General features: G+C 55.5%; 27 protein-coding genes. 16 read left to right on the top strand and 11 right to left on the bottom strand.

The features are described from left to right. Nucleotides 1-84 precede the first annotated feature (84 nt). On the bottom strand, nucleotides 85-582 hold the full coding sequence (locus C8R31_RS04010; RefSeq protein WP_219907437.1) for a DUF899 family protein: 498 nt from the start codon (nucleotides 580-582) through the stop codon (nucleotides 85-87). Further along, complete coding sequence (locus C8R31_RS16730; protein ID WP_375136106.1) at nucleotides 467-781, bottom strand: DUF899 family protein; 315 nt, start codon at nucleotides 779-781, stop codon at nucleotides 467-469. The genes C8R31_RS04010 and C8R31_RS16730 overlap by 116 nt, the downstream gene beginning before the upstream one ends. Before the next feature lie 286 nt (nucleotides 782-1,067). On the opposite strand from C8R31_RS16730, the gene C8R31_RS04015 reads away from it, so the two are divergent. Then, entirely contained in the window at nucleotides 1,068-2,330 is a 1,263-nt protein-coding gene (locus C8R31_RS04015) for an ATP-grasp domain-containing protein (RefSeq protein ID WP_181320400.1), read from the top strand. Here C8R31_RS04015 and C8R31_RS04020 read toward each other — a convergent pair. Beyond that, nucleotides 2,302-2,514 (bottom strand): hypothetical protein, encoded by a 213-nt coding sequence (locus tag C8R31_RS04020; RefSeq protein ID WP_107692729.1) that lies wholly within the window; start codon nucleotides 2,512-2,514, stop codon nucleotides 2,302-2,304. The two genes, C8R31_RS04015 and C8R31_RS04020, sit on opposite strands and share 29 nt — an antisense overlap. Before the next feature lie 119 nt (nucleotides 2,515-2,633). Continuing rightward, on the bottom strand, nucleotides 2,634-2,879 hold the full coding sequence (locus tag C8R31_RS04025; RefSeq protein WP_107692730.1) for a hypothetical protein: 246 nt from the start codon (nucleotides 2,877-2,879) through the stop codon (nucleotides 2,634-2,636). A gap of 251 nt (nucleotides 2,880-3,130) precedes the next feature. Between C8R31_RS04025 and C8R31_RS04030 the strand changes: the two genes are divergently transcribed. Further along, nucleotides 3,131-4,972 (top strand): alginate export family protein, encoded by a 1,842-nt coding sequence (locus C8R31_RS04030; protein WP_258192526.1) that lies wholly within the window; start codon nucleotides 3,131-3,133, stop codon nucleotides 4,970-4,972. A gap of 102 nt (nucleotides 4,973-5,074) precedes the next feature. On the opposite strand, the gene C8R31_RS04035 is transcribed toward C8R31_RS04030, so the two are convergent. From C8R31_RS04035 to C8R31_RS15805, 4 genes are all read right to left on the bottom strand, one after another. Further along, on the bottom strand, nucleotides 5,075-5,902 hold the full coding sequence (locus tag C8R31_RS04035) for a carbonic anhydrase family protein (protein ID WP_258192527.1): 828 nt from the start codon (nucleotides 5,900-5,902) through the stop codon (nucleotides 5,075-5,077). Nucleotides 5,903-6,207: 305 nt separating this feature from the next. Then, nucleotides 6,208-6,480, bottom strand: coding sequence for a hypothetical protein (locus C8R31_RS04040; protein WP_107692731.1), 273 nt, complete (start codon nucleotides 6,478-6,480; stop codon nucleotides 6,208-6,210). Between the two features lie 390 nt (nucleotides 6,481-6,870). Continuing rightward, nucleotides 6,871-7,320, bottom strand: a complete 450-nt coding sequence (locus C8R31_RS04045) for a hypothetical protein (RefSeq protein WP_107692732.1) — start codon at nucleotides 7,318-7,320, stop codon at nucleotides 6,871-6,873. Next, nucleotides 7,317-7,697 carry a hypothetical protein gene (locus C8R31_RS15805; protein WP_146164547.1) on the bottom strand — a complete coding sequence of 127 codons (381 nt, stop codon included), beginning with the start codon at nucleotides 7,695-7,697 and terminating at the stop codon, nucleotides 7,317-7,319. The genes C8R31_RS04045 and C8R31_RS15805 overlap by 4 nt, the downstream gene beginning before the upstream one ends. A gap of 27 nt (nucleotides 7,698-7,724) precedes the next feature. On the opposite strand from C8R31_RS15805, the gene C8R31_RS04050 reads away from it, so the two are divergent. The 3 genes from C8R31_RS04050 (at nucleotide 7,725) to C8R31_RS04060 (ending at nucleotide 10,641) form a co-directional block, all read left to right on the top strand. Next, entirely contained in the window at nucleotides 7,725-9,503 is a 1,779-nt protein-coding gene (locus C8R31_RS04050; RefSeq protein ID WP_107692733.1) for an AarF/ABC1/UbiB kinase family protein, read from the top strand. Between the two features lie 138 nt (nucleotides 9,504-9,641). Further along, nucleotides 9,642-10,025, top strand: coding sequence for a VOC family protein (locus C8R31_RS04055; protein WP_107692734.1), 384 nt, complete (start codon nucleotides 9,642-9,644; stop codon nucleotides 10,023-10,025). 184 nt (nucleotides 10,026-10,209) lie between these two features. Further along, nucleotides 10,210-10,641 (top strand): toxin-antitoxin system YwqK family antitoxin, encoded by a 432-nt coding sequence (locus C8R31_RS04060; RefSeq protein WP_107692735.1) that lies wholly within the window; start codon nucleotides 10,210-10,212, stop codon nucleotides 10,639-10,641. 40 nt (nucleotides 10,642-10,681) lie between these two features. Here the strand turns inward: C8R31_RS04060 and C8R31_RS04065 are convergent, their stop codons facing one another. Next, nucleotides 10,682-11,494, bottom strand: coding sequence for a hypothetical protein (locus tag C8R31_RS04065; RefSeq protein WP_107692736.1), 813 nt, complete (start codon nucleotides 11,492-11,494; stop codon nucleotides 10,682-10,684). A gap of 377 nt (nucleotides 11,495-11,871) precedes the next feature. Here C8R31_RS04065 and C8R31_RS04070 point away from each other — a divergent pair, with 377 nt between their 5' ends. The 7 genes from C8R31_RS04070 to C8R31_RS04100 all read left to right on the top strand — a co-directional run bounded on the left by C8R31_RS04070 (nucleotide 11,872) and on the right by C8R31_RS04100 (nucleotide 20,418). Next, nucleotides 11,872-12,180, top strand: coding sequence for a hypothetical protein (locus C8R31_RS04070; RefSeq protein WP_146164548.1), 309 nt, complete (start codon nucleotides 11,872-11,874; stop codon nucleotides 12,178-12,180). Nucleotides 12,181-12,234: 54 nt separating this feature from the next. After that, entirely contained in the window at nucleotides 12,235-13,584 is a 1,350-nt protein-coding gene (gene astB / locus C8R31_RS04075) for an N-succinylarginine dihydrolase (protein ID WP_107692840.1), read from the top strand. A 292-nt stretch (nucleotides 13,585-13,876) separates the two neighbouring features. Further along, nucleotides 13,877-14,407: an NlpC/P60 family protein gene (locus C8R31_RS04080; RefSeq protein ID WP_107692738.1), complete on the top strand. Its 531-nt coding sequence runs from the start codon at nucleotides 13,877-13,879 to the stop codon at nucleotides 14,405-14,407. A gap of 473 nt (nucleotides 14,408-14,880) precedes the next feature. Continuing rightward, on the top strand, nucleotides 14,881-17,940 hold the full coding sequence (locus C8R31_RS04085; RefSeq protein WP_107692739.1) for a monovalent cation/H+ antiporter subunit A: 3,060 nt from the start codon (nucleotides 14,881-14,883) through the stop codon (nucleotides 17,938-17,940). Further along, nucleotides 17,940-18,284: a Na+/H+ antiporter subunit C gene (locus C8R31_RS04090; protein ID WP_107692740.1), complete on the top strand. Its 345-nt coding sequence runs from the start codon at nucleotides 17,940-17,942 to the stop codon at nucleotides 18,282-18,284. Before C8R31_RS04085 ends, C8R31_RS04090 begins: the two co-directional genes overlap by 1 nt. Then, entirely contained in the window at nucleotides 18,281-19,933 is a 1,653-nt protein-coding gene (locus C8R31_RS04095) for a monovalent cation/H+ antiporter subunit D (protein WP_107692741.1), read from the top strand. Before C8R31_RS04090 ends, C8R31_RS04095 begins: the two co-directional genes overlap by 4 nt. Then, nucleotides 19,930-20,418, top strand: a complete 489-nt coding sequence (locus C8R31_RS04100; protein ID WP_107692742.1) for a Na+/H+ antiporter subunit E — start codon at nucleotides 19,930-19,932, stop codon at nucleotides 20,416-20,418. Before C8R31_RS04095 ends, C8R31_RS04100 begins: the two co-directional genes overlap by 4 nt. Nucleotides 20,419-20,690: 272 nt before the next feature. On the opposite strand, the gene C8R31_RS04105 is transcribed toward C8R31_RS04100, so the two are convergent. Beyond that, a complete protein-coding gene (locus C8R31_RS04105; protein WP_107692743.1) occupies nucleotides 20,691-21,617 on the bottom strand; it encodes a GGDEF domain-containing protein in 927 nt (308 codons plus the stop codon). A 391-nt stretch (nucleotides 21,618-22,008) separates the two neighbouring features. Between C8R31_RS04105 and C8R31_RS04110 the strand changes: the two genes are divergently transcribed. Then, nucleotides 22,009-22,422, top strand: a complete 414-nt coding sequence (locus C8R31_RS04110; protein ID WP_107692744.1) for a response regulator — start codon at nucleotides 22,009-22,011, stop codon at nucleotides 22,420-22,422. A 108-nt stretch (nucleotides 22,423-22,530) separates the two neighbouring features. On the opposite strand, the gene C8R31_RS04115 is transcribed toward C8R31_RS04110, so the two are convergent. Further along, a complete protein-coding gene (locus tag C8R31_RS04115; RefSeq protein ID WP_107692745.1) occupies nucleotides 22,531-23,700 on the bottom strand; it encodes a sensor histidine kinase in 1,170 nt (389 codons plus the stop codon). A gap of 472 nt (nucleotides 23,701-24,172) precedes the next feature. On the opposite strand from C8R31_RS04115, the gene C8R31_RS04125 reads away from it, so the two are divergent. The 3 genes from C8R31_RS04125 to C8R31_RS16640 all read left to right on the top strand — a co-directional run bounded on the left by C8R31_RS04125 (nucleotide 24,173) and on the right by C8R31_RS16640 (nucleotide 26,663). Then, nucleotides 24,173-24,634: a hypothetical protein gene (locus C8R31_RS04125; protein ID WP_146164549.1), complete on the top strand. Its 462-nt coding sequence runs from the start codon at nucleotides 24,173-24,175 to the stop codon at nucleotides 24,632-24,634. Next, nucleotides 24,604-24,777 (top strand): PEP-CTERM sorting domain-containing protein, encoded by a 174-nt coding sequence (locus tag C8R31_RS16735; RefSeq protein WP_107692748.1) that lies wholly within the window; start codon nucleotides 24,604-24,606, stop codon nucleotides 24,775-24,777. Before C8R31_RS04125 ends, C8R31_RS16735 begins: the two co-directional genes overlap by 31 nt. Before the next feature lie 110 nt (nucleotides 24,778-24,887). Continuing rightward, nucleotides 24,888-26,663 carry a tetratricopeptide repeat protein gene (locus tag C8R31_RS16640; protein WP_219907439.1) on the top strand — a complete coding sequence of 592 codons (1,776 nt, stop codon included), beginning with the start codon at nucleotides 24,888-24,890 and terminating at the stop codon, nucleotides 26,661-26,663. Nucleotides 26,664-26,776: the final 113 nt, after the last annotated feature.

Consider the following 26,776-nt stretch of genomic DNA (forward strand, 5'->3'; position numbering starts at 1 on the left):
TAATCCAGATTCAGGGCAAACCGCCTCAACGTGATCCCCGAAGACAGGAAACTTACCTCTCGCGGTCCGCGTATGGGTGTCAAGCTAATCCTGGTTCAGATAGTTTTTTTCCAGGAATTCGGACTTGAAATTCTGTGGCGGAGTGGGAATATCAGGCCGGCCCTCTGGCGTAAAGTCCATGAGATTCCAATACGCCCACACCGTGTCGACATGATTCATCGGCAGCTCACTTCCCCAGAAGTGATAAATCTTTCCATCCCGCTTCCTGAATACATGCATCATCGGCCATTGCATATCATCAGAGTCTCCCTGGCATTTGTAATCAGCCTGATAGGCAGAGCCCCCTCCGGAAACCAGTGCAATTTGCGACCATCCGCGCTGTTTTGCCCACGCATTGATTCGATCCGCCGGGGCTTTGGCAATTGCGACAAACGCGGCATCTTGAGTGACCTGATACCAGGTTCGATCAAACCCATCGACGAGCGACGTACACGAAGGACAGGGATGGTCCCAGTTCGGACCGTACATAAATGAGTAGAGCAGCAGCGTGTTTTTGTCCGCAAACAGCTCCGAGAATTTCACGCTCTCCCCCTACTTTTCCATCATTGGCCCGTTGGAAGACGTAGTTCTCTTTCAGTCGCCCGCCGAGAGGGAGATTGCGGCGTCTTTCTGCTACAGATTTTACTTTTTCGACAAGCTCTTGTTCGTCTTTGAGCAATAATTCCCGCGCATCGCGATACTCTCTACTTTCATTTGGATACCGTAGTTCGCTCATGTTCATCTCCTCTTGAACCAGTATTCGAATGTATTCCAGATGACTGCTCGTGGCACTTACCGCGAGTTCGAATCTGACATTGTTTGTCCGATCAGATCCAAACTAATACAACTAATGCGTCGACCTGCGCCATAGCGGTCGCCTTGTTTTCATGGGCATTCTCGCTGATCCTTTCCCCGACCAACCTTCTTCCTTCGTCAGCCTGTAACATTTTACAGCTACAAATTCAGCGTAGATGGTGATTTACTGCCGGGCTGAATTACATGGCCGACAGGCAGGGAGTCAGGTTCCGATGGATAAGCTTGAGGCTTTACTGATAGGTGGTTATTGGCCGGAGTTGATGGCGGTGACGCTTGGACTGCTCATCCGGGCAGGGTTTACGGTAGATGTCATCTGCAATAACACGGCGTTCAGGAGAAGCAGCGCAATACGGGATTATGTTCTGGTAAAGAAACGCGATCTCCTGGCCAGAACCGCCGCAGAAAAAATAAGGAAAGACTATTCACTGGTTGTTATTGGTGACGATGCGACGCTCGGGGTGATATTAAACTCGGATTTGACCCACGAGCAGAAGTTGCGGTTGCTGCCGATTCTGTCTGATAAAAACTTCGGCCATATTTTTTCGAAAATTGGCTTATCCCTTGCGCTGGAAGAAAACGGGATCAGCACGCCGGAGTACCGGATTGCACGCAACGAAGGGGAATTGGCTGCCGGGGCGGAAACGCTCGGCTATCCCATTCTGGTCAAGCTCGACTCCTCCGCCGGCGGCGTAGGGATATTCGAATGCCTGGACAAGGCGGACGTGGAAGATTTGCGAAAAACGCTGAAGCTTTATCCGGTTCTGGTTCAACGGAAGGTGAAGGGCGTAGAGGTGAGCCTGGAGGCTTTCTACCGGCATGGCGAATTGGTGCATTTTGCCTATTCGATTCCGGAAAAATCAAAATACCGGTTCGGGCCCACCTCAGTCAGGTCTTATCAGCAAATTGCCTCACTGGAACCACAAGTGTCTGATGAACTGCGTCGGGTTGGCAAGGCGCTTGGCTCCCACGGTTTTACCAGTGTCGGCTGTATACACGCTGAGCATGATAAGAAGCGCTACTATTTCGAAGCTGACATGCGGCCGAACCTGTGGATCGATCAGCCGAGGTACCTGGGCGAGGATTGGGCCAAGATTATTCAGCGGCACTTCGCGGAAGGCGCAGCGGGGAGGCATGCGGGCTCGTTCGACATTTCGTACCCCAACCGCGTTCTCATCCCTCACTATCTGCGGTTGACGTGGGCGGAACTGATATTCAATCGCTACGGGGTCTGGAAATATCTTCCCGAGAATTTCCTGTACGTCCTGATACATTACCGGATTCTGACCTGGGCGCGTTGGGCGGTGCGCAAGGTATACGGGTTTTTTCTGCCAAAAAAGGTACGTGTCTTTTTTAAACGCGTTCGCCTTCAAATCAGTGTTCGTTCTTCCCCGCGAACCAGGGAAGGGCAAGCCCACCAGCCAGCTGAGAGCCACGGCCCTCGTCCCTCTATGGCGCGCCTGGAGGACAGGCGGTAACAGGTGCTACTCCCACGGTCGACCCTTCGTTCCTGGCCCAGAATACCGTGGATTCAGGAAAACCGGTCACCTGCTCTTCATGTTTATAGCCGGCCAGCAGGCCGTGGGGCGCGATAGCAATCACGTTATCCAGGCGCTGGATACGCCCTTGCGTATTGCGTAGATAGTAGATGAATTTCGCCATTTGCTTGTCTCCCGCAAAAACGGCTAAAGCCGTAACGCCGCTGAAGCACTCAGCGATATTTTTTAAAATTCAGCCTGACCCGTAACCAGGGTCCCGCCGCTTACCGCCGTGTCACAATCCTAAGTGGCTGAATTCTGGTCGCGGAAATTAGCGCAAGCGTCCAGTGGGGCGATGCCTACCGTAGGGCCGATACTCCTGGCCCAAAGCACAATGTTTTCGGGGAAGCCTTCTAGCGGCTCCTCGTGGATGTACGGAGCGAGGGATCCGTATGGTGCTTGCGAAATATGGGGAAAACCACAAATAACATTCTTGGTGCGCTCGATGTCGCCTTCTTTGGTCCTTATATAGACAGCATACTGGGACATGACAGCCTCCGTTGGTGAGATCAGCTCCGGATTGTACGGATGCTTTGTTGCAGATTTTTTATGCGGCCCATATCAATTCAGCTGCTTTCATACCACGGAGCCAGTGCCCCGGGTCTTTTCCCGCCTTTCGCGATCCTTTCCGTAAGCGAAGTGAACGCCCCATATCTTTAAAATGGATAAGCAAGTGAAATAATATAATTTAATCTTATATAGAGCTTCTGCTAACCTTCGTTTGCTGAGCGGGAACGGCGATGGACCGCGCCGCAGGCGACGAAGTAACACCGACCACAAGACTGGAGGTGGAAACAGCAACCGATAGGGTCGCCGACCGGGATACCGGAGGAGCCATTCAGGGGAATGCAGTGAAATACGGGTGGCGAATCATGCTTGCAACGATAATCGGCGTATTACCGATCGGGTCAGTTCAGGCTAACGGCAGTCTATTGAATGGCTCATCGAGCGGCCCGGAGGCCCAGCCCCCGTCCGCGCGGCAACGGGCCGAACAGTTGGCGCAGGCAGCGGCACCCGGCGCGGATAGCGCGCCGGCCAAATCCTCGGATGAAAATTACAAATGGCTCATCAAGTCGCCAGACGAGGGCAATAAATGGGCGATCCCGGCGGATAAATCCGCCGCATCCGAAAAACCGGCTGGGTCACCCGAAGCCAAACCGAACGGGGATAACAAATCCACCAGCTATTATCGCCCTGCGAACAGTTATGCGACCAATCCGGACTCCGATCCGCCCCGATATGTGCGCCGGCTGAGCCAGACCGGCATTGAGGCATTCAAGGACATCCACTGGCTGGATATCGGTTTCGAGTTTCGCACCCGCTATGAAATGCGCCACGATGATTTCCGCCGTGTCGAAGCAGGATTCGACAACCCGTTTTTTATACGTTCGCGAGCCTACCTGGGCATAAGGGAAATTCTCGACCCGTTCCGCTTTGCAGTCGAGTTCCAGGACTCGCGGGTCTACAACAACCGGTTTCCGACAACTGACCAGGAAAACAACCCGTACGACCTGATCCAGGGATACGGGGAATTGAATTTTAAAAATGCGTTGGGCCAGGACGATCGCAAGCAGAACCGTCCAATCAGGTTTCGGGCAGGGCGTATGGCTTATGAAACGCTGGATCGGCGTTTTATCGCACGCAACGAATGGCGTAATACCACGAATACCTTCGAAGGCTTTCGCCTGAACCTCGGGCGGGAAGCGAATGACTGGGAAATTGATACATTTGGCTACCAGCCGGTCAAGCGCCTGCAGACCCAATTCGATGAGGCCAACGACCACCTTTGGTTTTTTGGCACAATCGGGCATTGGCGCAAGTGGTCCGATATCATCACGCTGCAACCTTATTATATGGGCCAGAAGCAGACTGCTGATCCCAACGGCCATACCGCAACCAACCGGCTTGATCGCGAGATTCACATGCCATCGTTGCGCGGCTACGGACTGATCGGGACTACCGGGCTCGATTTCGATGTGAACTTCAGCTACCAGTTCGGTACTAACGGCACCGAGCGTCATGATGCCTACGGTTATACCACCGAGGTGGGGTATAAGTTCAAGCACGCCTGGAAGCCGCGTCTCAGTGGCTTTTACGGTTATGCTACAGGTGACCGGCATCCCAATGACGGCGTGAACAATCGTTTCGACCGTTTTTTTGGCTTTGCACGCCCATGGTCGTCAGATCACTATATTATTTATGAAAACATCAAGCATCCCCGAATCAGGTTTGACCTGCAGCCGACCCAGAAACTGGGGATTGAAGCCAGCTATGCCTGGTTCTGGCTGGCGAGCAGTACCGACCGGTTGTTCGACACTTTTGATGGCAACATCAGCGTCGTCAGGGACCCCGGCTTCAATCGGGACAGGACCGGGAGAAGCGGCGACGAGGTCGGGAACGGGGTGGAACTGCGCGTACGTTATCAGATTGACCCGAGAATCAACACAGTCATTGGTTATTCGCACTTCATCGCTGGGGACTTCATCAAAAACCGGATGGCGGCGCACCCCGAGGAAATCACGCAGCGTCCGGGCTTTAGTGATTTTTTCTACGTAGAGGTGTTGGTCACGGCGTTTAAATGACCAACGAGCTCAACTTGAACTTGAACCAGCGGTTGTGTTGCCCGAATGAAAAACCCGCCTTGAGAACCAAGGCGGGTCTTCTTATTTCCCAGGCCGCTTCTTTTACGTCTGCCTGCTTCGCCGCGACATAAAACCAAGCAAACCCAATCCCGCCAGGAACATGGCATAGGTTTGCGGTTCCGGAACGTTGGTGACGAACCCTGGCACATCTGTAAGTATGATTCGATCACCGAGGGGTTGAACCGGACGCGTGTTGCCGTGGGGGAAGAGGTCTTGATAAGCCTGGATTTGGGCGGCCGCCATTTCGAGCGGCCGCGCCAGGTTTATCCAGGTTACCTCCTCGGTAAATGGGGGAGTCGTGAGCGACCCCTCGTAACGAAATGATTGTAGATTGTCGGGCAGAAGTGAATTCAGGTTAAAGTCGGACACCTGATGCGTTTCGCTTGCTGTTGGCAAGTCCGAGAAAATCGGGTCAAGCGCGCTATTGAAGCTGCCCTGGTTTATCCACCGCCCCACCACCAGAAGATTATCCGTGGAGTCGGCGAATACCATATGCAACTCCAGGGGCGTGGCCTTGCTGCTTTCCAGATGCTCAGAGGGCGTGTGAAAGTGGAATTGAGCCAGGTTATAGGTATGGCCATCAACGGTGACTGATCCTGCCCCGGGGAGAATATTTGCTTTGATGGCGCTCTCGTGGTTGGGCGAACCGGTGTTGAGTACGCTTAAGTCTGTGTCTGAACTCAAACTAAACTTCAGCGGAGTCAGTCGGCGGAAAAAGGTGTTATCCGGACGAATATCAACAGGACTTTGCTCCTCCATTCCAGCCAGTACGTCATCCATGGTGGCCGCCTTTACAGCAGGCAGACCCGTCAGAAACAGAGCCGAAGCGAGGGGTGCAACTTGCAGCAGACGAAACGATAATTTGCTCACAGTAAGACCTCCTAAAATTAAAAAATGAATATTCAAGAGTAATACAAACTGCAGAGCTATATTAGCATGACACTTTTGAACTAAGTAGCGAAATCTACAAGAACTATTTTATAAAAACAACGTTAATTCAAGGGTCTTGCGAGCGTTCGCAGAGGTGGTTGTATCGGTAAAGGAGGATGACTGAAGCAGGATAGCTGCTGATCCGGAAAGAGCCGGTTTAAAACGGCCCATCAAGCAGGTTGTTCCAGCTTCGCGAAGTACGGCGTGCGATTTATGGATGTGCAAGGTTCGGGCCGGGTTGACGATTAGTCGGGGACGGGGGAGAGAAGAGTAGCAATATCTGCTGAAGACGAAGCCTTTACGCCTCTGTCCGCGCCAGGGGTGGCGGAGAAAAGAGGGGCAATGCCTACGCTGCGCCCGGTTGCCTTTGCCCAGAATACCGTGGATTCCGGCCAGCCGCTGATGGACTGTTCGTGAACATAAGGAGCCGGCGGCTCGTCAGGGGAATTGTAAACTGCATAGGAGACCCGCTCGATAAAGCCTTCCGCAGTTCGTATGTAAGGGACATATTTGCGCATATTGTGGTATCCGCCTCGAGAGCGTGCTGAGCCATTTGATGCTGTTATTGTACTGATGACGTCGGGGCTGGGTTATATTAGTTTTATATAAGCTTATCGAGTTCTCTTGATAAACGAATCGTAGTGGACGAGAAAGTTCCTTAACCTACGTCAGCTTCGACTGGACCAAGCAAAACGCCGGAAGAGCCACCGACTTCGCTGAAGCTGAAAAGAAAAAAATCGGAGAACACATATAAAAAGCCGTTCGAGCGATTAAATGGAGGGCGTGCTCGCGTTGTCGCTGAAGAGAGTATGTCGTTCGGGAAGGTATGGGAGACGGGGCTATCCAAAAAGGGACAAGCCCTTTAGAGGCTGTCCCTTTTTTTAGCGTCGACTGAAGCGGAGGAAAGACTACGGGCGATCGACGCAAAAACCCTTGCAGTTGAGACCATCTTTTGTGGGGTCGCAGTTATCGGCAGGGTCGTCCACACAAATCATGCCACCCTGGCACACGATCATGGATGGTCCGCCGCAGGGCGCCTTGACTTTCTGTTCTTGTCCGCTACCAGCGACGCATGTGCCTGGGCAGTCGAGGCCATCCTTGGTCGGATCGCATTTGTCATGGGGGTTGTCCACGCAAGACATGCCGCGCGGACACTGAATGACGCTTGGCCCGCCGCAGGGCAGCTGTTTCTTTCCGCCGCTGGCGGATGTTGCTTGTGACCCGGATTTTTCGCGGTCCTGCCCTTGCATGCCTTCCTGGGCATTAACGGTGCCATCCAGGCCGATGCTCAAGCCTACGCTTAAGACGAGCAGCGCTAACAACCGTACAGCGCCGGAAAAAATTGAATGTGGTTTCATAGATAACTCCAAAGTAAATGGGATAATGTCGGGTGAGAAGTTTTTCCTCTTGATGTTTCCACCGGCTTTCTTTCTTGTTGATACTGAAACGTCAAGCCGGAAAAACCCACAATAATTTTGTGGATTAGGGGACCCGGTTTCTGTTCGGTGCCGAACAGAGCTTCAGGGTAGGAACCGCGTTTGCGAATTGCCGGAAAACGTGGGGAAGTCACAGAGGGGTACTTTTGATTTTTACCTTCAATGCCCTGGGCGCTTTGCCCAGCGGTTGCAGTAAAATGGGTTACAGTGGAACGGGTTGCAATAAAATCCGGGATACGGCGACTCCATTCAAGGTAATGTATAGGTCGTGTTACCGCATATGAGGCACAGATGTTCATGCATCTAATAAACTCGAGGTATTGCTGATGCTTTGGCAAGCGCTGATGGCGGCGCGCGACCTCGGCCGGCTGCACGAGATTGCATCCATCCTGATCCGTTACGGGTTTGGCGACATGGTGCGCCGGATGGGGCTCGCCAATGCGCTGGAGCGGACGGGGCGCGCATTAAGGTGGAATGAAGCCACTGAGTTGGCTCAGCTTGAGCCGCCCGCCCGAGTGCGTCGCGCCATGGAGGAAATGGGCCCGACGTTTGTCAAGCTTGGCCAGATCCTCGCTACCCGCGTCGATCTCTTCGATCCCGAGTGGATCGAGGAATTCAGCAAGTTGCAGGACAGCACGCTCCCTTCGCCCTATCCGGAGGTTTATCAGCAGCTCACGGAAGACCTGGGTGCTCCGCCGGAGGAAGTATTTGCCGCATTTGATCCGGAGCCACTGGCGGCCGGTTCCATTGCCCAGGTGCATCGAGCTCGGCTCGCGGATGGGAGCGAAGTCGTGGTCAAGGTGCGCCGGCCCGGGGTGAGGGCAGTGATCGAGGCCGATCTGCGCTGGGTCTCGCGACTGGCGGAAGCGATCGAAACCGGTAACACCGAATTGCGCCATTTTCACTGGCGGGAGGTGGTTCGGCAGTTCAACCAGTCGCTGCGGCGGGAACTTGATTTCGCGGCGGAGTGCCGGCATGCGGAGCGCATAGCGGCGAACTTTGCCGGGTATTCCGATCCTGATTCAACGGTCCCTGCGAATCAAGGTGTCGCAGGGGCAGTGGCGGAACCCCATGGCCCGCCCTCGCTTATTGTGATTCCAAAGGTATATTGGCAATGGACGGGTGAGCGGGTGTGCGTGCAGGAGTATATCGACGGCATCCCTGGTCGCGACCTTGCGGCTGTCGAGCGGGCGGGGCTTGACCGCAAGGTGCTAGCACGCCGCGGCGTGAATGCCGTGCTCAAGATGATTGCAGTGGACGGCCTGTTCCACGCTGACCCACATCCCGGCAACGTATTCTATTTACCGGGCAACCGCATCGCCTTCATTGATTTCGGCATGGTCGGCAGGCTTTCCGACGAGCGGCGTGACCAGTTGATCCATTTGCTGCTCGGCCTCGTGCAGCACGAGCCCGCGCTCGTCGCCAATGTGCTGCTTGACTGGACGGGGACCGGCATAGTAAACGAAGAAGCACTTACGGCTGAAATTCAGACGTTCGTCGACCAGCATCTCGGCATGCCGTTGAAACAACTTAAGCTGGGAACCATGCTTGCCGATCTGGTGGCAATCCTGCGTTCACACCAGCTCTCCTTGCCGCCCGATCTGGTGCTCTTCATCAAGGCATTCATTTCGCTCGAAGGAATGGGCCGGGAACTCGATCCGGAGTTGGATCTGGCGGGAGAAGCGCTACCCATGCTGCGAGAGGCGTTATTAGTCCGCTACGCCCCCGCAGCGCTGGCCAAACGCGGCTGGCACGCCGCCTCTGAGATATCCAAGCTGATGTCCGATCTGCCGCGGGATCTCTCACAACTGCTGCGGGCGGCGCGACGAGGGAGGCTGGAACTTCACATCGATGTGGGACATCTCAAGCATGTGGGCGATCAGCTGGACGGGGCGACAAACCGGCTGATCGTCGGCATCATCGTTGCCTCCATCATTGTCGGCTCATCTGTCGTGATGACGGTATCCGGTGGACCCACCCTGTTTGGGTTGCCCTTTTTCGGTTTGCTCGGCTTCGTATTCGCATCGATCGGGGGGATTTGGCTAATACTTTCTATCTCGCGCAGCAACAAGGCAGAACGGGAGAGTCGGGAGAGGAAGCCCTAGGAACTGCTCAGGGAATCCAATCCATGAGCATGAGGCAGACCGGCAGGGCGCGTCGCCAAGCTCGCTGCCGCTGATGGTTGCGGGTCAGATTAAAGGGGGGTAAGGTTAGCCTTCCTGTCACGGATGATGAGGGACGCGATGACCATCACATTGAATCACACCATCGTGCCTGCGCACGACAAAGTTGAGTCCGCCCGGTTTTATTCGAGAATATTCGGGTTCGAATATATCGGCGAGTTTTCCCACTTCATCGTGGTGAAGGTGAACGACACCTTGAGCCTGGATTTCGACAGCAAAGACAAGTACGAGTCTCATCACTATGCGTTCAAGGTGACGGAGCAGGAATTCGACGAGATATTCAAGCGCCTGCAGGGGGAAAACCTCAAATACGGCAGCGGGCCTTTCAATCCGGAAGACATGAGCATCAACCACCATTATGGCGGACGGGGCGTTTACTTCCGCGATCCCGGCGGACACCTCCTGGAAATGCTGACCACCGATTACGAAATACCCGGGAAGTAGCTGGGGGTCGCGGCGGCCGCTGGGGTGGTTCGGGTGGTTGGGTTAGTGAAGCATAACCCGACGGTACGTCTCGTCACGTACCCCATCCGAATCTATCGCGTATATTGCTGTCGGATTGCACTTCATTAACCCGCCGCAGTGAGGTGTGTTTGATCGGCTGGATGAGACGCAATGGAGATGAGCAATGAGGGGGAACGCAAGCAAACTCGATGAGCAGGGCAAGCTGCGGAATGGCGCTGCGACGTTTTTCTTCAAGGATGGGACGCTTGAATCGGCGGGGGACTTTCTCGACGGTGAAAAGCAGGGTGAGTGGAAATACTATCTAAAGAACGGCAAGTTAAAAGCTGTTGGGAAGTATGAGGCGGGGCAGCTTTCGGGTGAATGGAAGTGGTACCGCGAAAATGGCAATCTGATGCAAATCGGATCATTTGAAGCGGGCACTCAGATCGGGCTTTGGAAGCGTTTTCACCCGAACGGATCCGTCTATGACGAAGGCTTCTACGAGAACGGTAAAAAAGCTGGCGAATGGAAGGTCTTCAGCGACAAAGGGCTCCTCGTAAAGACGACCCATCATCGCATATCAAAATTTGAGGCAGGTTGGGTCAGCGAAGCGTAACGAGTCCCCATGCGATTCTGCCGAGCGCCTCATTGTCGGATTACACGTCGTTAATCCTGCCCACGGATTCTACCGCTACGGGTTCTGCCTCAAGTCGCGGTTCATCATGGCGTAGCTTTTCGCTGGGCAGCTCATCGCTGCGTAGTTCATCCACAATGTCCTGCAGCGCTGTCCGGAAGTCGGGATCCAGTAAATGGCGGATCTTCAACGCCACGATAAGCTGATGGTCGTTTCTCGTCCTGCTCCAGTTCTCCATCTGCAGACTTTTTTCCAGTACCTGCCTGCGCCGGGTATCTGCAAGAGAAAAGAAATCGCAACAGCACTTCCGTCCGCACTGCGGGGTCGGAGGCGTCCGGCAGGATGCGCAAGCGTTGAACAGCGCAGGCGAGGGCGCGGGGAGCGGCTCAAACCCTAATTCCGCCGTATTTGATGCCGAGCGCGCGTTGGCCGGTTTGACGCCGGTGATAAGCGCAGCGTAGTTTCTTGCTGCGCGATTGCCTGCGCCTTTATCAGGCACCTGACCCAGAGTCGCAGCGCAGACCCTGACGTGCAAGAGGAGCGTTTGCAACCCATAGCCCCGCCACTCCTGCCTGACGTAGCACATCCCCAGTTCTTTCTCGGCCGGGTCCGCAAGATCGAACACGCCGGCGCCGGCCATGAAGTTTCCCGTGGCGTTCTCGACGATGAAAAAAAGCCCATTTTCAACTGCTGCCTTGAACTCCCCGTAAGGGCGCCACAGCAGATTCGCCGACTCTTCTGGCGGCAGGTTGCTGATCGCGTCGCGGTATTCGGCCAAAATATGGTCCACATCGGCGAGGCCCGCCGCCCTGACTGTTGCCTGGGTGACTCTCATTGTCTCAGTTCCTCACGCGTTGTTCCTGCCGCCATTAGTGTTGCGGCCGTTGCGTCCGCGCAGGTGCTACGAACGCGCGGTATGCCAAGGCGGTACAGCCCCTGTCTGCGTTGGGTAGACCGGTTTTTCGGGCACAACGAACGCTCTCGCACCGATTTTCTGCTTCCCAGCTTTGCTCCCAACGGATAGCGCTATATAAGGGCATCAGGGTCAAAATCAATGGGAAGCAATTTTTGTTTTCACAGGGGCTTTATCGCTTTTTTGCGTCGGATTTCTTGCTTACAGCAGAGCAAGTGTTTGACAGGGCAAAGCTTCTGGAATATAAATAATTGCGGGTTGCAATTATTCTATGAACAAAAAGTGAGGATACGTCAGTCGTGGTTACGATAGAGCAATATCGCCGGATGTGCACGGAGTGGGCTGGAGATCCCGCGGAGTTTTCCTGGCTGGTCGAGCATGGCGACATCGCGGGTGCGTCGCAACGCGCCATTGCTGATGAATTCGAATTTGCGCCCTCAACGGTCTCGCGTTGGGCGGCGGGGGAAGCGCTTCCCCACAAGCGCATTCAGAAACTGGTCGTTGGCGGATTGGAGAAAAGAGCGCGGCGGCTGGAATATGCGGCCGCCAGTGCGATTCCGCCGACGAGGAAAACTTCCGGTCATGGCGATCCCGTCCCCCAAGGCTGAGGCGTCCCGAAGCCGGCATGACGTCAGCGCCTGGGGTCGCGCATGGGGCTCTTCATGAGGGCGTGGGAGGTCAATTTTGACGCTCTGGTCGGCCCAACGCATAACTACGGGGGGTTGGCGGTCGGGAACCTGGCGGCAGCGGAGAATGCTTTGACCGAATCCAATCCCCGCGAAGCCGCCTTGCAGGGGCTGGCAAAAATGAAGCGGCTGGCGGATATGGGTATCATGCAAGCGGTGCTGCCGCCACACGACCGCCCGGCAATCGGCATCCTGAAGAAGATGGGGTTCGACGGCGATGAACCTGCCATTATTCGCCAGGCGGCCGCATTGGCGCCCGGGTTGCTGCGTGCCTGCTGTTCCGCATCCAGCATGTGGGTGGCAAACGCTGCAACGATTTCCCCTGGCCCGGATACGGAGGATGGCAAGGTGCACATCACCCCCGCCAACCTGCCTTCACAATTCCATCGCAGTATCGAGCCTCCCACTACTGCGGCAGTGCTGAAGCGGGTTTTCAGCGACGAACGTTATTTCATGCACCACGATCCGCTTCCGCCGAATCTTTATTGCGCGGACGAGGGTGCCGCAAATCACATGCGCCTGTGCGTGGATCATGGGGACCGCGGTCTGGAGATTTTCGTATTCGGCCGCTCGGCCGATCCTGATCTGCCGAAACCGATGAAGTTCCCTGCCCGCCAGTCGTGGGAAGCGAGCGAGGCGGTTTGCAGGCTGCACAGGTTGGCGCCCGGAAAAAAGCTCTTCGTTCAGCAAAACCCGGACGCGATCGACGCAGGCGCATTCCACAATGATGTGCTTGCCGTATCGAATTGCAATGTCCTGCTCTATCACGAGGCGGCCTACCGCGACTGGCTGGAGATGGAAGAGAACGCGAAGGCTGCATGCGGTTGCCCCGTCCACTTCATCCGGGCCCGCGAAGCCGACCTCTCGCTTTCCGAAGCGATCAGTACTTATCTGTTCAACAGCCAGCTGATCAGTGTTCCCGATGGCGGGATGATGATCCTCGCCCCTGCGGAATGCCGCGAATCCGGGCCGGCAACTGCTTTTCTGGAAGGCATCATAGCTAACCCCGACAATCCGGTGGACCGGATCGAGTACGTGAATTTGCGCCAGAGCATGCGAAACGGCGGCGGACCCGCTTGCCTGCGGCTGCGCGTGGTGCTTGCAGAAGCGGAGTTGGAGTCGGTGCAACAGGCCAGCCGCGTCATGCTCGAACAGCCGCTCTACGATCTGCTCAAAGCCTGGATAGAACGCCACTATCGCGACCGCATCCTGCCGGCGGACGTGGCCGATCCGTCCCTGTTGAGTGAAAGCCGCACTGCGCTGGATGAACTCACCAGCATACTGTCGTTGGGGCCCATCTACGATTTTCAGAAGGAGTGGCGTTAATGGCGACATTGACGGCCACACCTTGAAAGTTGGCTTGAAGGCTTCAGGGGCCTGCCACCCGTTCGGCGGTCCACAGCGCCGTGAAAGCGTAGTTATTGCTGAGCTACTGATTGATGGATTAAAATTCGCCTGTTCCTTTGAAAAAACGGACTGACGGGCACATAACTTCGCACCCGATCGGCGCACCGAAGGATGAGGTCTAGTGGCGTCGGCGCTAGCATCGTGATGTGAAGTTACCTGGCGCGAGCCCTTTCGCGCGCTTTCGAACATTTATCATGACAGGAGCCCGCTTATGAAAAACACACTTTGGATCGCGGCTCTGATTACAGCAACGGCCCTCATGGGATGTAGCAGCGTGCCTGAAAGAGGGCAGGCGAGAGCGGGATATACGACCGGCTCCAGTGCCCGGATGAGTATAGTTCCAGGTGCGGAGATCGATCTGGGCAATGTTGAAGCGGTTAAAAACACGCTCTACGCGCAGTATGAGGAGTGGAAGGGGACGCGATACCAGATCGGGGGCATGAGCAGGCAAAGCGTGGACTGTTCCGGTTTCGTGCATATCACCTTCAAGTCCAGGCTGGGCATTGTACTTCCGAGGTCCACGGATCTGCAGGTCGAACTGGGACAGCACGTCGACAAGGACGAATTACGTCCGGGTGATCTGGTCTTTTTCAAGACCGGCAGAACGCTCAGGCATGTAGGTGTTTATCTGGAGGACGGCAGGTTTTTGCATGCCTCGTCCAAGCTGGGCGTGGCCATTTCCCACCTCAACGAAAGCTATTGGAGGTCCGCGTACTGGAAGGCGAAGCGGCTGGAGATGTGACCGGCCCAGCGTCTGGTGCCCGGCCGTCCTGTTGCCCCGCCACGCACAGCCCTACCTCTTATCCAGTCCATGCCTCATGTCGCTGCAGTGTGTGCCGTAACCACTTGTGGGAACGTAAGCGCGCGTCGGCGAGGATATGACAAGTCGCAGAAATGAGGTCAGCCCTGCTCCGATAAAATCGGCGACAACATGGCAGAGCGCATTAACGCTCCCCCGTCATGATAAGTCGTCAAAAAATATCATCAAATGATATTATTCAGGCAGCCAGTCTGACGGCGTGACTGCGCGCCTGAGCGCTGGCTGACCTGGAGATCGCCGTAATGGCTTCTTCGCGGAGCCCTGTCGCGTGCGGCTCGTGCCCAACCTGGCCGCATCCATCATGGCCGACCGCATTCCGTCCCGTAGCGTGGTTACGGCGCGGGGGGGTCAGCCGGGCTCGCTGCTTGCCTCTGAGGAAAGCCAATCAATAAGTCATGTCGCTAGTCTGGATTGTTATCCTGCCATTTGCAGGCAGCCTCTGTGCCGCGTTTCTGCCGTCCCACGCCCGGAATGCGGCGGCGGGGCTGGCTGACGTGGTCGCGGTTATCTGCATTGCCCTGATCTTTCACCATTATCCGCAAGTAGCCGCGGGAGAGGTCGTGCGCCAGTCATTGCATTGGGCGCCGGGGCTGGGCCTGGAGATTACGTTTCGACTCGACGGCTTTGCCTGGCTGTTCGCGATGCTCGTGACCGTGATGGGCGCGCTGGTGGCGCTGTATGCGCGCTATTACATGGCGCCACAGGATCCCGTTCCCCGTTTTTTCTCCTTCTTTCTGGCTTTCATGGGCGCGATGCTCGGGGTCGTGCTGTCCGGCAACCTGATCCAGCTGGTAGTCTTCTGGGAATTGACCAGCCTGACATCTTTCATGTTGATAGCATACTGGTACCACCGTGACGACGCGCGCCGCGGCGCACGCATGGCATTGACAATCACTGCGGCCGGCGGGCTTTGCCTGCTTGCGGGCGTGCTGATACTGGGGCACATTGCAGGCAGTTACGATCTCGATGTGGTGCTGGGCTCCGGCGAGTTGGTTCGCGGACATCCGTGGTATTTGGCGGTGCTGGTTCTCATCGCGCTGGGCGCGCTCACCAAGAGCGCCCAATTTCCGTTTCATTTCTGGCTCCCCCATGCGATGGCGGCGCCGACGCCCGTATCTGTTTACCTGCATTCGGCAACCATGGTCAAAGCCGGGGTATTCCTGCTTGTCCGGTTATGGCCGGTGCTCAGCGGTACCGAAGCGTGGTTCTGGATAATTGGCAGCGCGGGTCTTTTCTCGCTGGTGCTTGGCGCATACGCGGCAGTGTTTCAACGCGACATGAAGGGTGTGCTGGCTTATTCGACCATCAGCCATCTGGGGCTGATCACGCTGCTGCTTGGCTTGAACAGTCCGCTTGCGCTGATAGCGGCGATCTTTCATATCATGAACCACGCCACCTTCAAGGCTTCCCTGTTCATGGCGGCCGGTATGGTCGATCACGAGACGGGCACGCGCGATCTGTCGCGGCTGAGCGGCTTGTATCGCGCCATGCCCATTACGGCGACGCTTGCTGCGGTTGGGGCCGCATCGATGGCGGGGGTACCGCTGTTCAACGGCTTTCTTTCGAAAGAGATGTTTTTCACGGAAACTGTCTTCGTAAGCGGAAACCTGGTCACGCGCCTCGGCTTGCCGGTAATGGCTGTAATCTGGGGAACGCTGAGCGTTGCCTATTCCCTGCGTTTTATCCTTCAGGTATTTTTCGGGCCGCCAGCCCGGGACTTGCCAAGGCAGCCGCATGAGCCGCCGCGCTGGATGCTGCTCCCCAGTGCGCTGCTGGTGGCGGCCTGCCTGGTGGTCGGCGTGTTTCCCGCCGAAACCGTTGGGCCTTACCTCGATATGGCGGCACGATCAGTGATGGGTGAGAACATGCCTTCCCACAGCCTTGCAGTTTGGCACGGACTGAATCTTCCTCTGGTGATGAGCCTGGCAGCCATGGTCGGAGGAATAGTGGTGTACCGGGCGCTTGGAAAATACCAGCAGGGCGCGGCGGTGGTACCAGTAATCAATCGCTTTGATGGCAAGCGCCTCTTCGAATTCCTTCTCCTGAAGTTGGATGTGTTCGCCAGGCGGTTAATGCGATGGTTTTCCACGGAGCGTCTGCAGGTTCAGGTGCTGCTTCTGATCACTGCGGTCTTCACGTTCGCGTTGATCCCGTTATCCAGCGGAGGGCTGCCGCAGGGCGATAAACCGGTGGCGCCAATCGAGCCCGCTTTTGCCCTGCTGTGGCTGGTCGGCGCTGTCTGCGCGATTGGCGCCGCTACCCAGGCTAAGTATCATCGCCTCGCCGCGCTGAGCCTGTCAGGCGCGGCCGGACTCGCTACCTGTATGACCTTTGTCTGGTTTTCCGCGCCCGATCTGGCGCTGACGCAACTCATCGTGGAGGTGGTGACCCTCGTCCTGCTGCTTCTGGGCCTGCGCTGGCTGCCGCCGCGTTATAAGTCCGTCGACGATAAGACTATTCCACTCCAGGCGCGCGTTCGCGCGCAAACCCGCCGACTGCGGGATCTGGGCCTGGCCATTGTTGCCGGGTCCGGGATAGCCGTGTTGAGCTATTCGGTGCTGACTCGGCAGGCGGGCGAAGGCATTTCGCCATTTTTCATCGAGAATTCGCTTGCGCTGGCGGGCGGTTCAAACGTAATAAACGTGATCCTTGTCGATTTTCGCGGTTTCGATACGATGGGCGAGATCACGGTGGTGGGTATCGTGGCGTTAACCGTTTTCGCGCTGCTGCGCCGGTTTCGCCCGGCGACCGAAAGCATGGGATTGCCCATTCAGCAGCAGGAGCAGGCCCTGGAGACCGGCGCGTCGCCACCAGATCCGCACGCACTGCTGCCCGAGGGCCCGATGATGCTGCCGGCGGTGATCGTGCAGTTGCTGCTGCCGGTGTCGGGCATGGTGGCATTGTTTTTTCTGCTGCGCGGCCATAACGAGCCGGGAGGCGGTTTCGTCGCCGGCCTGGTAGTCGCGACGGCAGTCATCCTGCAGTACCTGGTGGGCGGGACTGCCTGGGCAGAATCGCGCACCCGTATATTTCCGCACTACTGGATCGCGGCGGGGCTGTTGTGTGCCGCGGGGGCAGGCGTGTCTGCCTGGCTCGCGGGACGTCCATTTTTGTCCGCTCTGGCGCGGGACGTCCATCTGCCAATAATCGGGGAGGTGCATCTTTCCACCGTGCTGCTGTTCGATCTCGGCGTTTTTCTTCTGGTGGTCGGCGCCGCCGTGCTGATTCTTGTGGCGCTGGCCCATCAATCCCGGCGCGGACATCGCCGGCCAGGCACTGCGCACATCGAAGTGGATGGAAAAATCTTGCAGCCGGGGCCGACAGTCGCGCATGGCTCGGGCGTGGCTGCCGCACCCTCCACTGTGACTGCGCAGATCCCGGACCCCATCGTCCGGGATTCCATTGTCCTCGAGCCCGGTGTCGCGGCAATGGCACCGCCAGGCAAGGAACATTGATGGAAGCGATCTACGCTCTGGCGATTGGGGTCCTGACCGGCTCGGGGGTATGGCTGTTGCTGCGCCCGCGCACGTTTCAGGTGATCGTGGGGCTCTCCCTGCTTTCGTACGCGGTGAACCTGTTCATTTTCGGGATGGGACGGTTGCTGATAGGCGGTGCGCCGATTATCGAGACGTTGAGCAAAGCCGATCCGGCGCTGTACGACGATCCCGTTCCGCAGGCGCTGGTGCTGACAGCAATCGTCATCGGCTTCGCTACCACCGCGCTGTTCCTGGTCGTGCTGCTGGCTTCCCGCGGCTTGACCGGCAACGATCATGTCGACGGCAACGGGCCGGAAGCGTGAATAGCTGGATACAGCATCTTCCGGTATTGCCCGTGGTCATCCCGCTGATTGCGGGCGCGGCAATGCTGCTGTTCGTCGAGGCCCAGCGCACGGAGCGAACGATCATTGCCTTCGTAGCCACGCTTGCGAACCTGGTGGTTGCAGGCATGCTGGCCTATGCGGCGGGCGGATCGATACCTGACATCTGGCCTGAAGGAATCGCGGTGTACATGCTGGGCGGGTGGCAGGCTCCATTCGGGATCGTGCTGGTGGTGGACCGCCTCTCGGCGGTGATGCTGATGTTGACTGCAGTGCTGGCATTGACGTCGCTGATATATGCACAGGCTCGTTGGAAGAAGATGGGGCCCCATTTTCAATCGCTGTTTCAGTTCCTGATCATGGGGGTGAACGGCGCGTGCCTGACGGGCGATCTGTTCAATCTGTTCGTATTTGTAGAAGTGCTGCTGGCCGCGTCCTATGGTCTTTTACTGCACGGGCTCGGCCAGCCTCGCGTCAAGGCCGGCCTGCACTATATCGCCATCAATCTCGCGGGCTCTTTTGTATTTCTCATCGGCGTTTCATTGATCTATGGCGTCACTGGAACGCTGAACATGGCGGACCTCGCAGCGCGTGCACCCCAACTCGCGCACGGCGATCATGTGCTGTTCGAGACTGGCGCGGCGATACTCGGCGTCGCGTTTCTGCTCAAGGCCGGGGCATGGCCTCTGAATTTCTGGCTGCCGGGCGCGTACAGCGCCGTCGCGCCACCGGTAGCAGCCGTATTCTCGATCCTGACCAAGGTAGGAATCTATGCGCTGCTGCGGCTGGGATCACTGCTGTCTGCCTCATCGGAGTCAGGGGCCCCGGCCCCATTCAATGATGGCTGGCTGTTTGGCATCGGCCTGATAACCCTTATCCTGGGCACGGCAGGGATGCTCACCGCCGTCCAGCTGCAGAGGCTGGTAGCGTATTCTGTTATCGCTTCGGCAGGCACGCTGCTCGCGGCGCTCGGGCTGGGAGGCGCGGCGGTGAAAGGTGCGGCCTTGTTCTATCTGGCCAGTTCGGTTCTGGCCACCGGCGCTTTTTTCATGCTGAGCGAGATGATTGTGCGTACCCAGCAATTCGGTGATAACGTTCCCGGTAGAGCTGAGCTGACGGGCCTCGAAGACTCGCCTCACCCCGATTTCTCGGATGAAGTGGTCGGAATCGTCATACCCGCGGCAATGGCGTTCCTGGGCATGAGTTTCCTCGGGTGCGCGCTGCTGGTGGCAGGCTTGCCGCCCCTGTCTGGCTTCATCGGAAAATTACTGATTCTTTCCGCCACCCTGGACGGCGCTTCCCCGGGGAGCGTGCCGGTCTCGGTGTGGATGCTATGGGCAGCGGTACTGGGGTCGAGCCTGGTCGGCATCGTTGCATTGTCCAGAATGGGCCTGCGGCTATTCTGGAGTTCGGAGGAGATAGTCACCCCGCGGCTGCACCTGACCGAAGCGGCGCCTGTCGCCGCGTTGCTGGCGCTGAGCGTAGCGCTGGCGGCAGGGACCGGCCCTGTTATGGATTATCTGAGCCTTGCGGGTGAATCCCTGTCCTCGCCTCAGACTTATATCGACGCCGTGCTGATCAATAATGTGCCGTCCGCTGCTTCAAGCGGCCTTGAGAGAGCCGGGCAATGAAACGTTGGCCATCACTGACATTATTTACGGCTATCCTGTTCGCCATATGGCTTCTGCTCAACGATTCCGTGACTCCCGGTCAGATTGCGCTGGCCATGATCGCGACCATCGCAAGCGCTGCCTCGACCGCCGCGATCCGTCCGCTGACCGCCCGCCCTCATCATCTGCTGACGGCTGTCGGGCTATTTTTCGTCGTACTGGTCGATATCATCCGTTCCAACATCGCGGTGGCGCGGATTATTCTCGGACCGAGAAAAAGGCATTTCAATTCGGGTTTCATGCATGTGCCGATCGACATGCGGGATCCATATGGGCTCGCGATGCTGGCTTGTATAATCACGGCAACGCCGGGCACCATTTGGGCCGGGCTCTCGCCCGACGGGCGCAGCCTGACCATCCATGTGCTGGATCTGCAAGATGAAGAGAGCTGGATCCTGATCATCAAGCAGCGTTATGAACGACGACTGATGGAGATTTTCGAATGAGCGGAATACTGCCCTGTATACAAAGCGGGTCGCGGCTGTTTCCTTGCCGTCGATGCGATGCTCGGCTCAAAGTCAGAAAAAGCGCAACCTGCTCGCCCAATTCAGGAGCATCCTAGCAAAACGCCAGCTGTTCCATGACAGGGATGCCAATGCCGGGATATTTCCCGTCCTGTAACTTCCGTGCCGTTGCGGCGCCAGGCTTGATGCTCAGGTCCTCCCGTTCGAACCTTCAGGCAGGTTTCTGCGAGAAGGGCAGCGACCGAGGGCCCGGCTTAGCCACCATCTTGCTGAACGTCATCAAAGAAGTTGAACCCCGTTTTCATTTTCTTCGCACGGTACATGGCGGCGTCGGCATTCACCAGCAGTTCCTGCGACGTCCTTCCATTACTGGGGTAAACAGCAATTCCGATACTGGGCTCAATGGAAAGCGTCAAGTCATCGATGATCAGGATTTCGGAAATGCGATCCAATACCTTACGCGCTACCCCCTCGATATTGCCCGCGCTCTGGGGGTTCACTAACAGATAAAGAAACTCGTCACCACCCCACCGGCAGATGGTGTCTCCACTGCGAACCTGTTCGTCCAATCGTTGCGCCACGGCCTGCAATACCCGGTCACCTACGGCATGCCCGTGCGTATCGTTGATCGCCTTGAAACGGTCCAGATCGATAAACATCACCCCCAGTATCCAGCCGCCCCGCTGAGCGAGCGCAATCGCCTGTTCAAGGCGGTCGTTAAACAGCTCCCGATTGGGAATGCCTGTAACAAAATCGCGCAGCGTTCGTTGGCTTGCCTGCTCCGCTGCCTCCTCCGCAACTGCCAGCACGTCCTGGGCATGGGATAGCATGTGCTGGGTAGCGGCCAGCTTCCGCCCCATTTTTTTTAATTCCCGATTAATCTCATTCCGGTCTCCGATTCCCTCTGCCAAAACCTGATTAACTTCATGGAGCTCGTCAGCGCACTCCTGCACCTTCTCTTCCACGCTTTCGCTTTGTGCCAATGCTTTTTTTGCCTGTCGTAATGTAATCCCGGTAGCCATCTCCTGCTTTACCGCTTCGTTGACGGTAGCAAGCTCCGTGACACAATCAACCATCTTTTCCTTTACATCCTCGCTTTTCTCCAGGGCTTTTTCCAGTGAAGCAGGAGTATCCGCAGGTGTCAGCGATGAACCGTGATCTGGAGTGATGATATTATTCATTGGGCGTCTGGATTATTTGAGGGGCCAACGTGGTTCAAATAGTTACGCAGATGCAGGCGCTTCCTTGCTATCAGATCAACTGAAAGAGCAGGAAAGGGGGCCGGACTGCTTATTGAGCGACGGGGAGCGGGGGGAGCAGAACCGAATGCATCGAGATTAATGTAGCCGCTCATTCCCTGAAGTGCGAGCAGGGGTAACAGATGAGGATAAGGTACTCTTAACCATGTAAAGATAACGGTTTTTTCCCGCTTATGCAACTTATGTGCCGTGCAGGTTTCTTCGCACGGGGAGATCCAAACACGGTCGTTAGCGCACGATGACTGAGTTCATTCTAGTCCTCCGCCTCGAATCGCATTTTTGTAGCTCAATTCTCAATTAAAGGAAAAGTGACGTGAGAGTTCACAACAAGCCGATTCTCGTAGTCGAGGATGATCAAGTGGATACAATGACAGTGATTCGCGCCCTTAATGAGATTCAGGTAACGAATCCGCTTGTACATGTAGAAAATGGCGAGGAGGCCCTTGATTATCTTCAAGATTCGAAGACTGAGAAGCCATGCATTATTCTGCTTGACCTGAACATGCCCATCATGAACGGCATCGAATTCCTGCAGGCAGTAAAAAATGATAAGCAGCTAAAGCGCATACCGGTGGTTGTGTTAACTACATCCGAGGAACAACAGGACAAGCTGAACAGTTTCGAGCTGGGAATTGCCGGGTACATGTCGAAGCCCGTTGATTATCGGCAATTCGTGGACGTAATACGCTCTATCGACGCTTACTGGACAATAAGTGAAATGCCATGAGCGGACTTCGCGCCGTTGTGAGACGGCACGGTTTTAATGCCGTCTCAAAATCTGCCCGACGAATGCGAAGCTATAAAATGGGGAGGGCGTTTCTCACATGACAATATTCTAATATTCGGGAGAAATGCCACTTGGCGCAGCCGGTACCTGCCGCGGCATCCGTATCGTGAAGCTGGTCCCCTTGGCCATGTTCGATGTAATGCTGATACGGCCACCATGGGCGCTGATAATTTCGCGAGTGATGTATAGACCGAGTCCCAGATTTTGTGTTTGAGCAAGCGCGCGCTCCTGGGCTGGCCGCAGCGCGAAGCGTTTAGCGGGATCGAAAATTGTTTTCAGTTTTTCCGGCGCGATTACTTCGCCTTTGTTGTGAATAGTCCATACAATCTCTTTCTCCTCTCCAGTAACTGTGATGCTCACAGGATCGGTTTCGGGGCCGTACTGTATGGCGTTGGCTATCAGGTTGGATAAAGCCTGGCTGATGCGTGCCCTATCCCAGACGACGCACAGGTCGCCAGCCATCTCCAACTCGATGACACGCTCCGGGTGAAAGGTCCGGGCCTCCTCTACTATATTGTTGCACACCTCCGCCAAATCCATTGGCGAGGGTGAAACGGGAATGCCATCACCCAGATGACTGGTCGCAAAATCAAGCAGGTCGCTGACAATCTCATCAATGCGTTTGGTACTGCTCAGGATGCGCGAGGCCATTTTCAGAGACTTGCCCGGTAGTTTCTCATCGAGCAGCAGAAACTGGGCTCCCATACTGATGGCGCCAAGCGGAGTACGTACGTCATGCCCCAGGATGGCCAAGAAAAGATTCTGTGATTCGCGCAGAATTGCTGTGTAACGTGCCACTGACTCTGTCAAGGCTTGATCAATCGCTTCATTGAACCTGACCATCTCATGGATTTCGGCCGGATCAGAAATGTTGACGCGGTCCCGCCAGAGACGCAGCACGCTGGCACGCAGCGCCCGGTATTCTGCCATCAACTGTTCTATAGTAAATCCCGATGTCAGACGAGCAACGGTATGTATCTCGGCAGCGGTGGAGTCTCTGGATTCTGGCGCAAGGCCTTGCGATTTATCGATGCCCTGCTGTGTATCTTGTGGAGTGCGCAGATCGGCTGCGATAACCTGAAGCATTTGTTTCGCATGGTCGCGCAGTTCTGTCGTGCCCATGAAGTGGGTGGAGTGGATGGTGATTTTCTTTGCAAAATCTTCCCATTCCTGGAGGATGGCTTCCATGTTTTCGGAAATAAACGTTGAGAGATTCATGGCCGCCTTATAAAAATTTTTGTGATCATGGAAATGCCACAGCGCAAAGCATAAGCCCGTCTGAAATCAAAGAGCAAGGCAATTATACGCTGTAGGAAGTCCGCACCCCCGACTCACTTTCCTGGACGAATTCGGCTAATCAGCCCCGACAACTTGCGGTCGAACCACGGGGCGCGAGGTAGCATACGGAAGCTTGCACTTATGGCCACGGCAAGGGAGCGTGTTTAAACCCCGTCGAGAAAATGTTTAACGGGAGGGAAGATGATGAATTCGAAACTGGCGTTCCTAATTGTGAGCCTCAGTATGACAATACTTTTTATATTGCCCGTAAAGGCGAGGTGACTTCATATGATCAGAATTTTGAGCATCCAGTAGCGTTTGTGAACGACGGAGGCGATGTCAACGTCTTCAATCCTGTAAATGAGCTCTATGGCAATCAGCCAACTGGGCCAGTTTTGCTCAAGCAAATACGGTGGACACGCTTCTTATCGCCGGCAATCAGGCATCTGGTCATGGCTATTCCGATCTTTCTGGCAAGGGGGAATTATGCTTTGGGGATGCTTTCACCGTAGAGAATGATTTGATAGGATTGTCGTTTAATGTTGGAAGCAATCCATTTATGAATGTGCGGGCGGAGATATCAAGTATTGATGTCAGCGTATTTGGCGGTCCATTTGTTAAACCTGGTGCTGTTCCAACTTTCAAATTCACTCTTTTCGATGATGCTAACGGGAATGATGGCCTAGGTTCTGGAAAGATGTTAGATGTAGGGCAAGTTTCCGGTATTGCGTCTTCCCGCGATGTTTTCAGTTGGACCGAGGTTACGCTGCCACCTAGTACAATAGGCAATACCGACCGGAATGTAACCGTTCGAATCGATCTGTTGAAGGTGATTATGCTGCGATGGACAACTTCCACATTACAGCTGCTGTAAGTCCTATCCCCGAACCGGAGACCTCCATTATGTTCATTGCGGGATCGGGGCTGATGGGCTTTCTGACGGCCGCAGGAAGGCTTCGGCTTGATCCCGAGAATCTTTCTGTTTCTGCTGTGGCTGAGAAATTACTTCCGGATTAAGTGAGAAGGGGATGATCTGGTTTCGTTATCAAACACAAGCTAGGCTTGCTCAATTCTGATAATCGAGCTTGGCAACGTTTCAAGGGCCTGCAAGATGATCAGTTTTTCGTTTGATACCGTTTTCGCTATCAATCGGCGATGGATTAGGTGGTATCGATAATGCAAAATTCTCTATGAGAAATATCGTTGTAATAGGGTTTCTGGTGATTTCGACCTTTTCAGAAGCGGCTATTGTCTGCCCGTCAATGCCTGGAGCAATAACAAATGTTAATCGGGATATAAAATCAGAGATAGAAGCTAGCGCAGGGAGGTTGGGACGAGTTAGCGCCGGTAACGTTGCAATTAGAACTGAAGTTGCTGCTAAAAGTCTGTTTGATAAATTCCCAAACGTGGACAGGTCCCTTGCTTTACAAACAATGGCAGCGACTTACTGTTCAATGCTTAAAAATAGCAATTTAACTGAGGTGGAAATATTGAATCGTTGGGAAACGTTCCAAGATAAAGTGTTGGATATTCGTATTAAGACCGCATCACATAAGCAGTCCTCTCAGCCAACTGCAATAGCCCCGCCTAATGTAGATAAGGAAAAAACCGTTGCAACCTCTGAGTCCTCAAAATCACTAGAATTTGAGGAGACTCGTCGTAAAGCCGAGTTGGGATATGCCGGCGCGCAAAACAACCTCGGCGTTATGTATCAAAATGGCAGAGGCGTGACCCAGGATGATGCCAAAGCCGTGGAGTGGTACCGAAAAGCCGCTTCCCAAGGACTTGCCATTGCACAAGACAACCTCGGCTTTATGTATCAAAATGGCAAGGGCGTGCCCCAGGATGATGCCATAGCGGTGGAGTTGCACCGGAAAGCCGCTGCCCAAGGACTTGCCTTAGCGCAAAACAACCTCGGTGTTATGTATCAGAATGGCAGAGGCGTGACCCAGAATGATGCCAAAGCCGTGGAGTGGTACCGGCAAGCCGGTTCCCAAGGACTTGCTAGCGCACAGCACAACCTCGGCTTTATGTATCAAAATGGCATGGGCGTGCCTCAGGATGATGCCAAAGCGGTGGAGTGGTTCCGGCAAGCCGCTGCACAGGGGAATGCCGCTGCGGAAAACGGTCTCGGGATTATGTATCAAACTGGCAAGGGCGTGCCCCGGGATGATGCCAAAGCCGTGGAGTGGTACCGGCAAGCCGCTACCCAAGGACTTGCCTTGGCGCAAAACAACCTCGGCGTTATGTATCAAAATGGCAGAGGCGTGACCCAGCATGATGCCAAAGCCCTGGAGTGGTACCAAAAAGCCGCTGCCCAAGGACTTGCCATTGCGCAAGTCAATCTCGGGTTTATGTATGAAAATGGCAAGGGCGTGCCCCGGGATGATGCCAAAGCGGTGGAGTGGTACCGGCAAGCCGCTGCCCAAGGACTTGCCTTGGCGCAAAAAAACCTCGGCTTTATGTATGAAAATGGCAACGGCGTGCCACAGGATGATGCCAAAGCGGTGGAGTGGTACCGGCAAGCCGCTGCCCAAGGACTTGCCTTGGCGCAAAACAACCTCGGCGTTATGTATCAAAATGGCAGAGGCGTGACCCAGGATGATGCCAAAGCCGTGGAGTGGTACCAAAAAGCCGCTGCCCAAGGACTCGCCATTGCGCAAGTCAATCTCGGGTTTATGTATGAAAATGGCAAGGGCGTGCCACACGATGATGCCAAAGCGGTGGAGTGGTACCGGCAAGCCGCTGCCCAAGGACTTGCCTTGGCGCAAAAAAAACTCGGCTTTATGTATGAAAATGGCAAGGGCGTGCCACAGGATGATGCCAAAGCGGTGGAGTGGTACCAGCAAGCCGCTGCCCAAGGGAATACCGCCGCGCAAAAGATTCTTGATGCAATGCATTAAGCTATTAAGAAGACTGTTAATGCTATTTGGCTCTATTCGACAATCATAATGCAGGCCGCCAGACCGATAGTGATTCCAATTAAAATGACACAACTCATAGCTATTGACTACAT

Source organism: Nitrosospira sp. Nsp2 (assembly GCF_003050965.1).
GTDB lineage: Bacteria > Pseudomonadota > Gammaproteobacteria > Burkholderiales > Nitrosomonadaceae > Nitrosospira.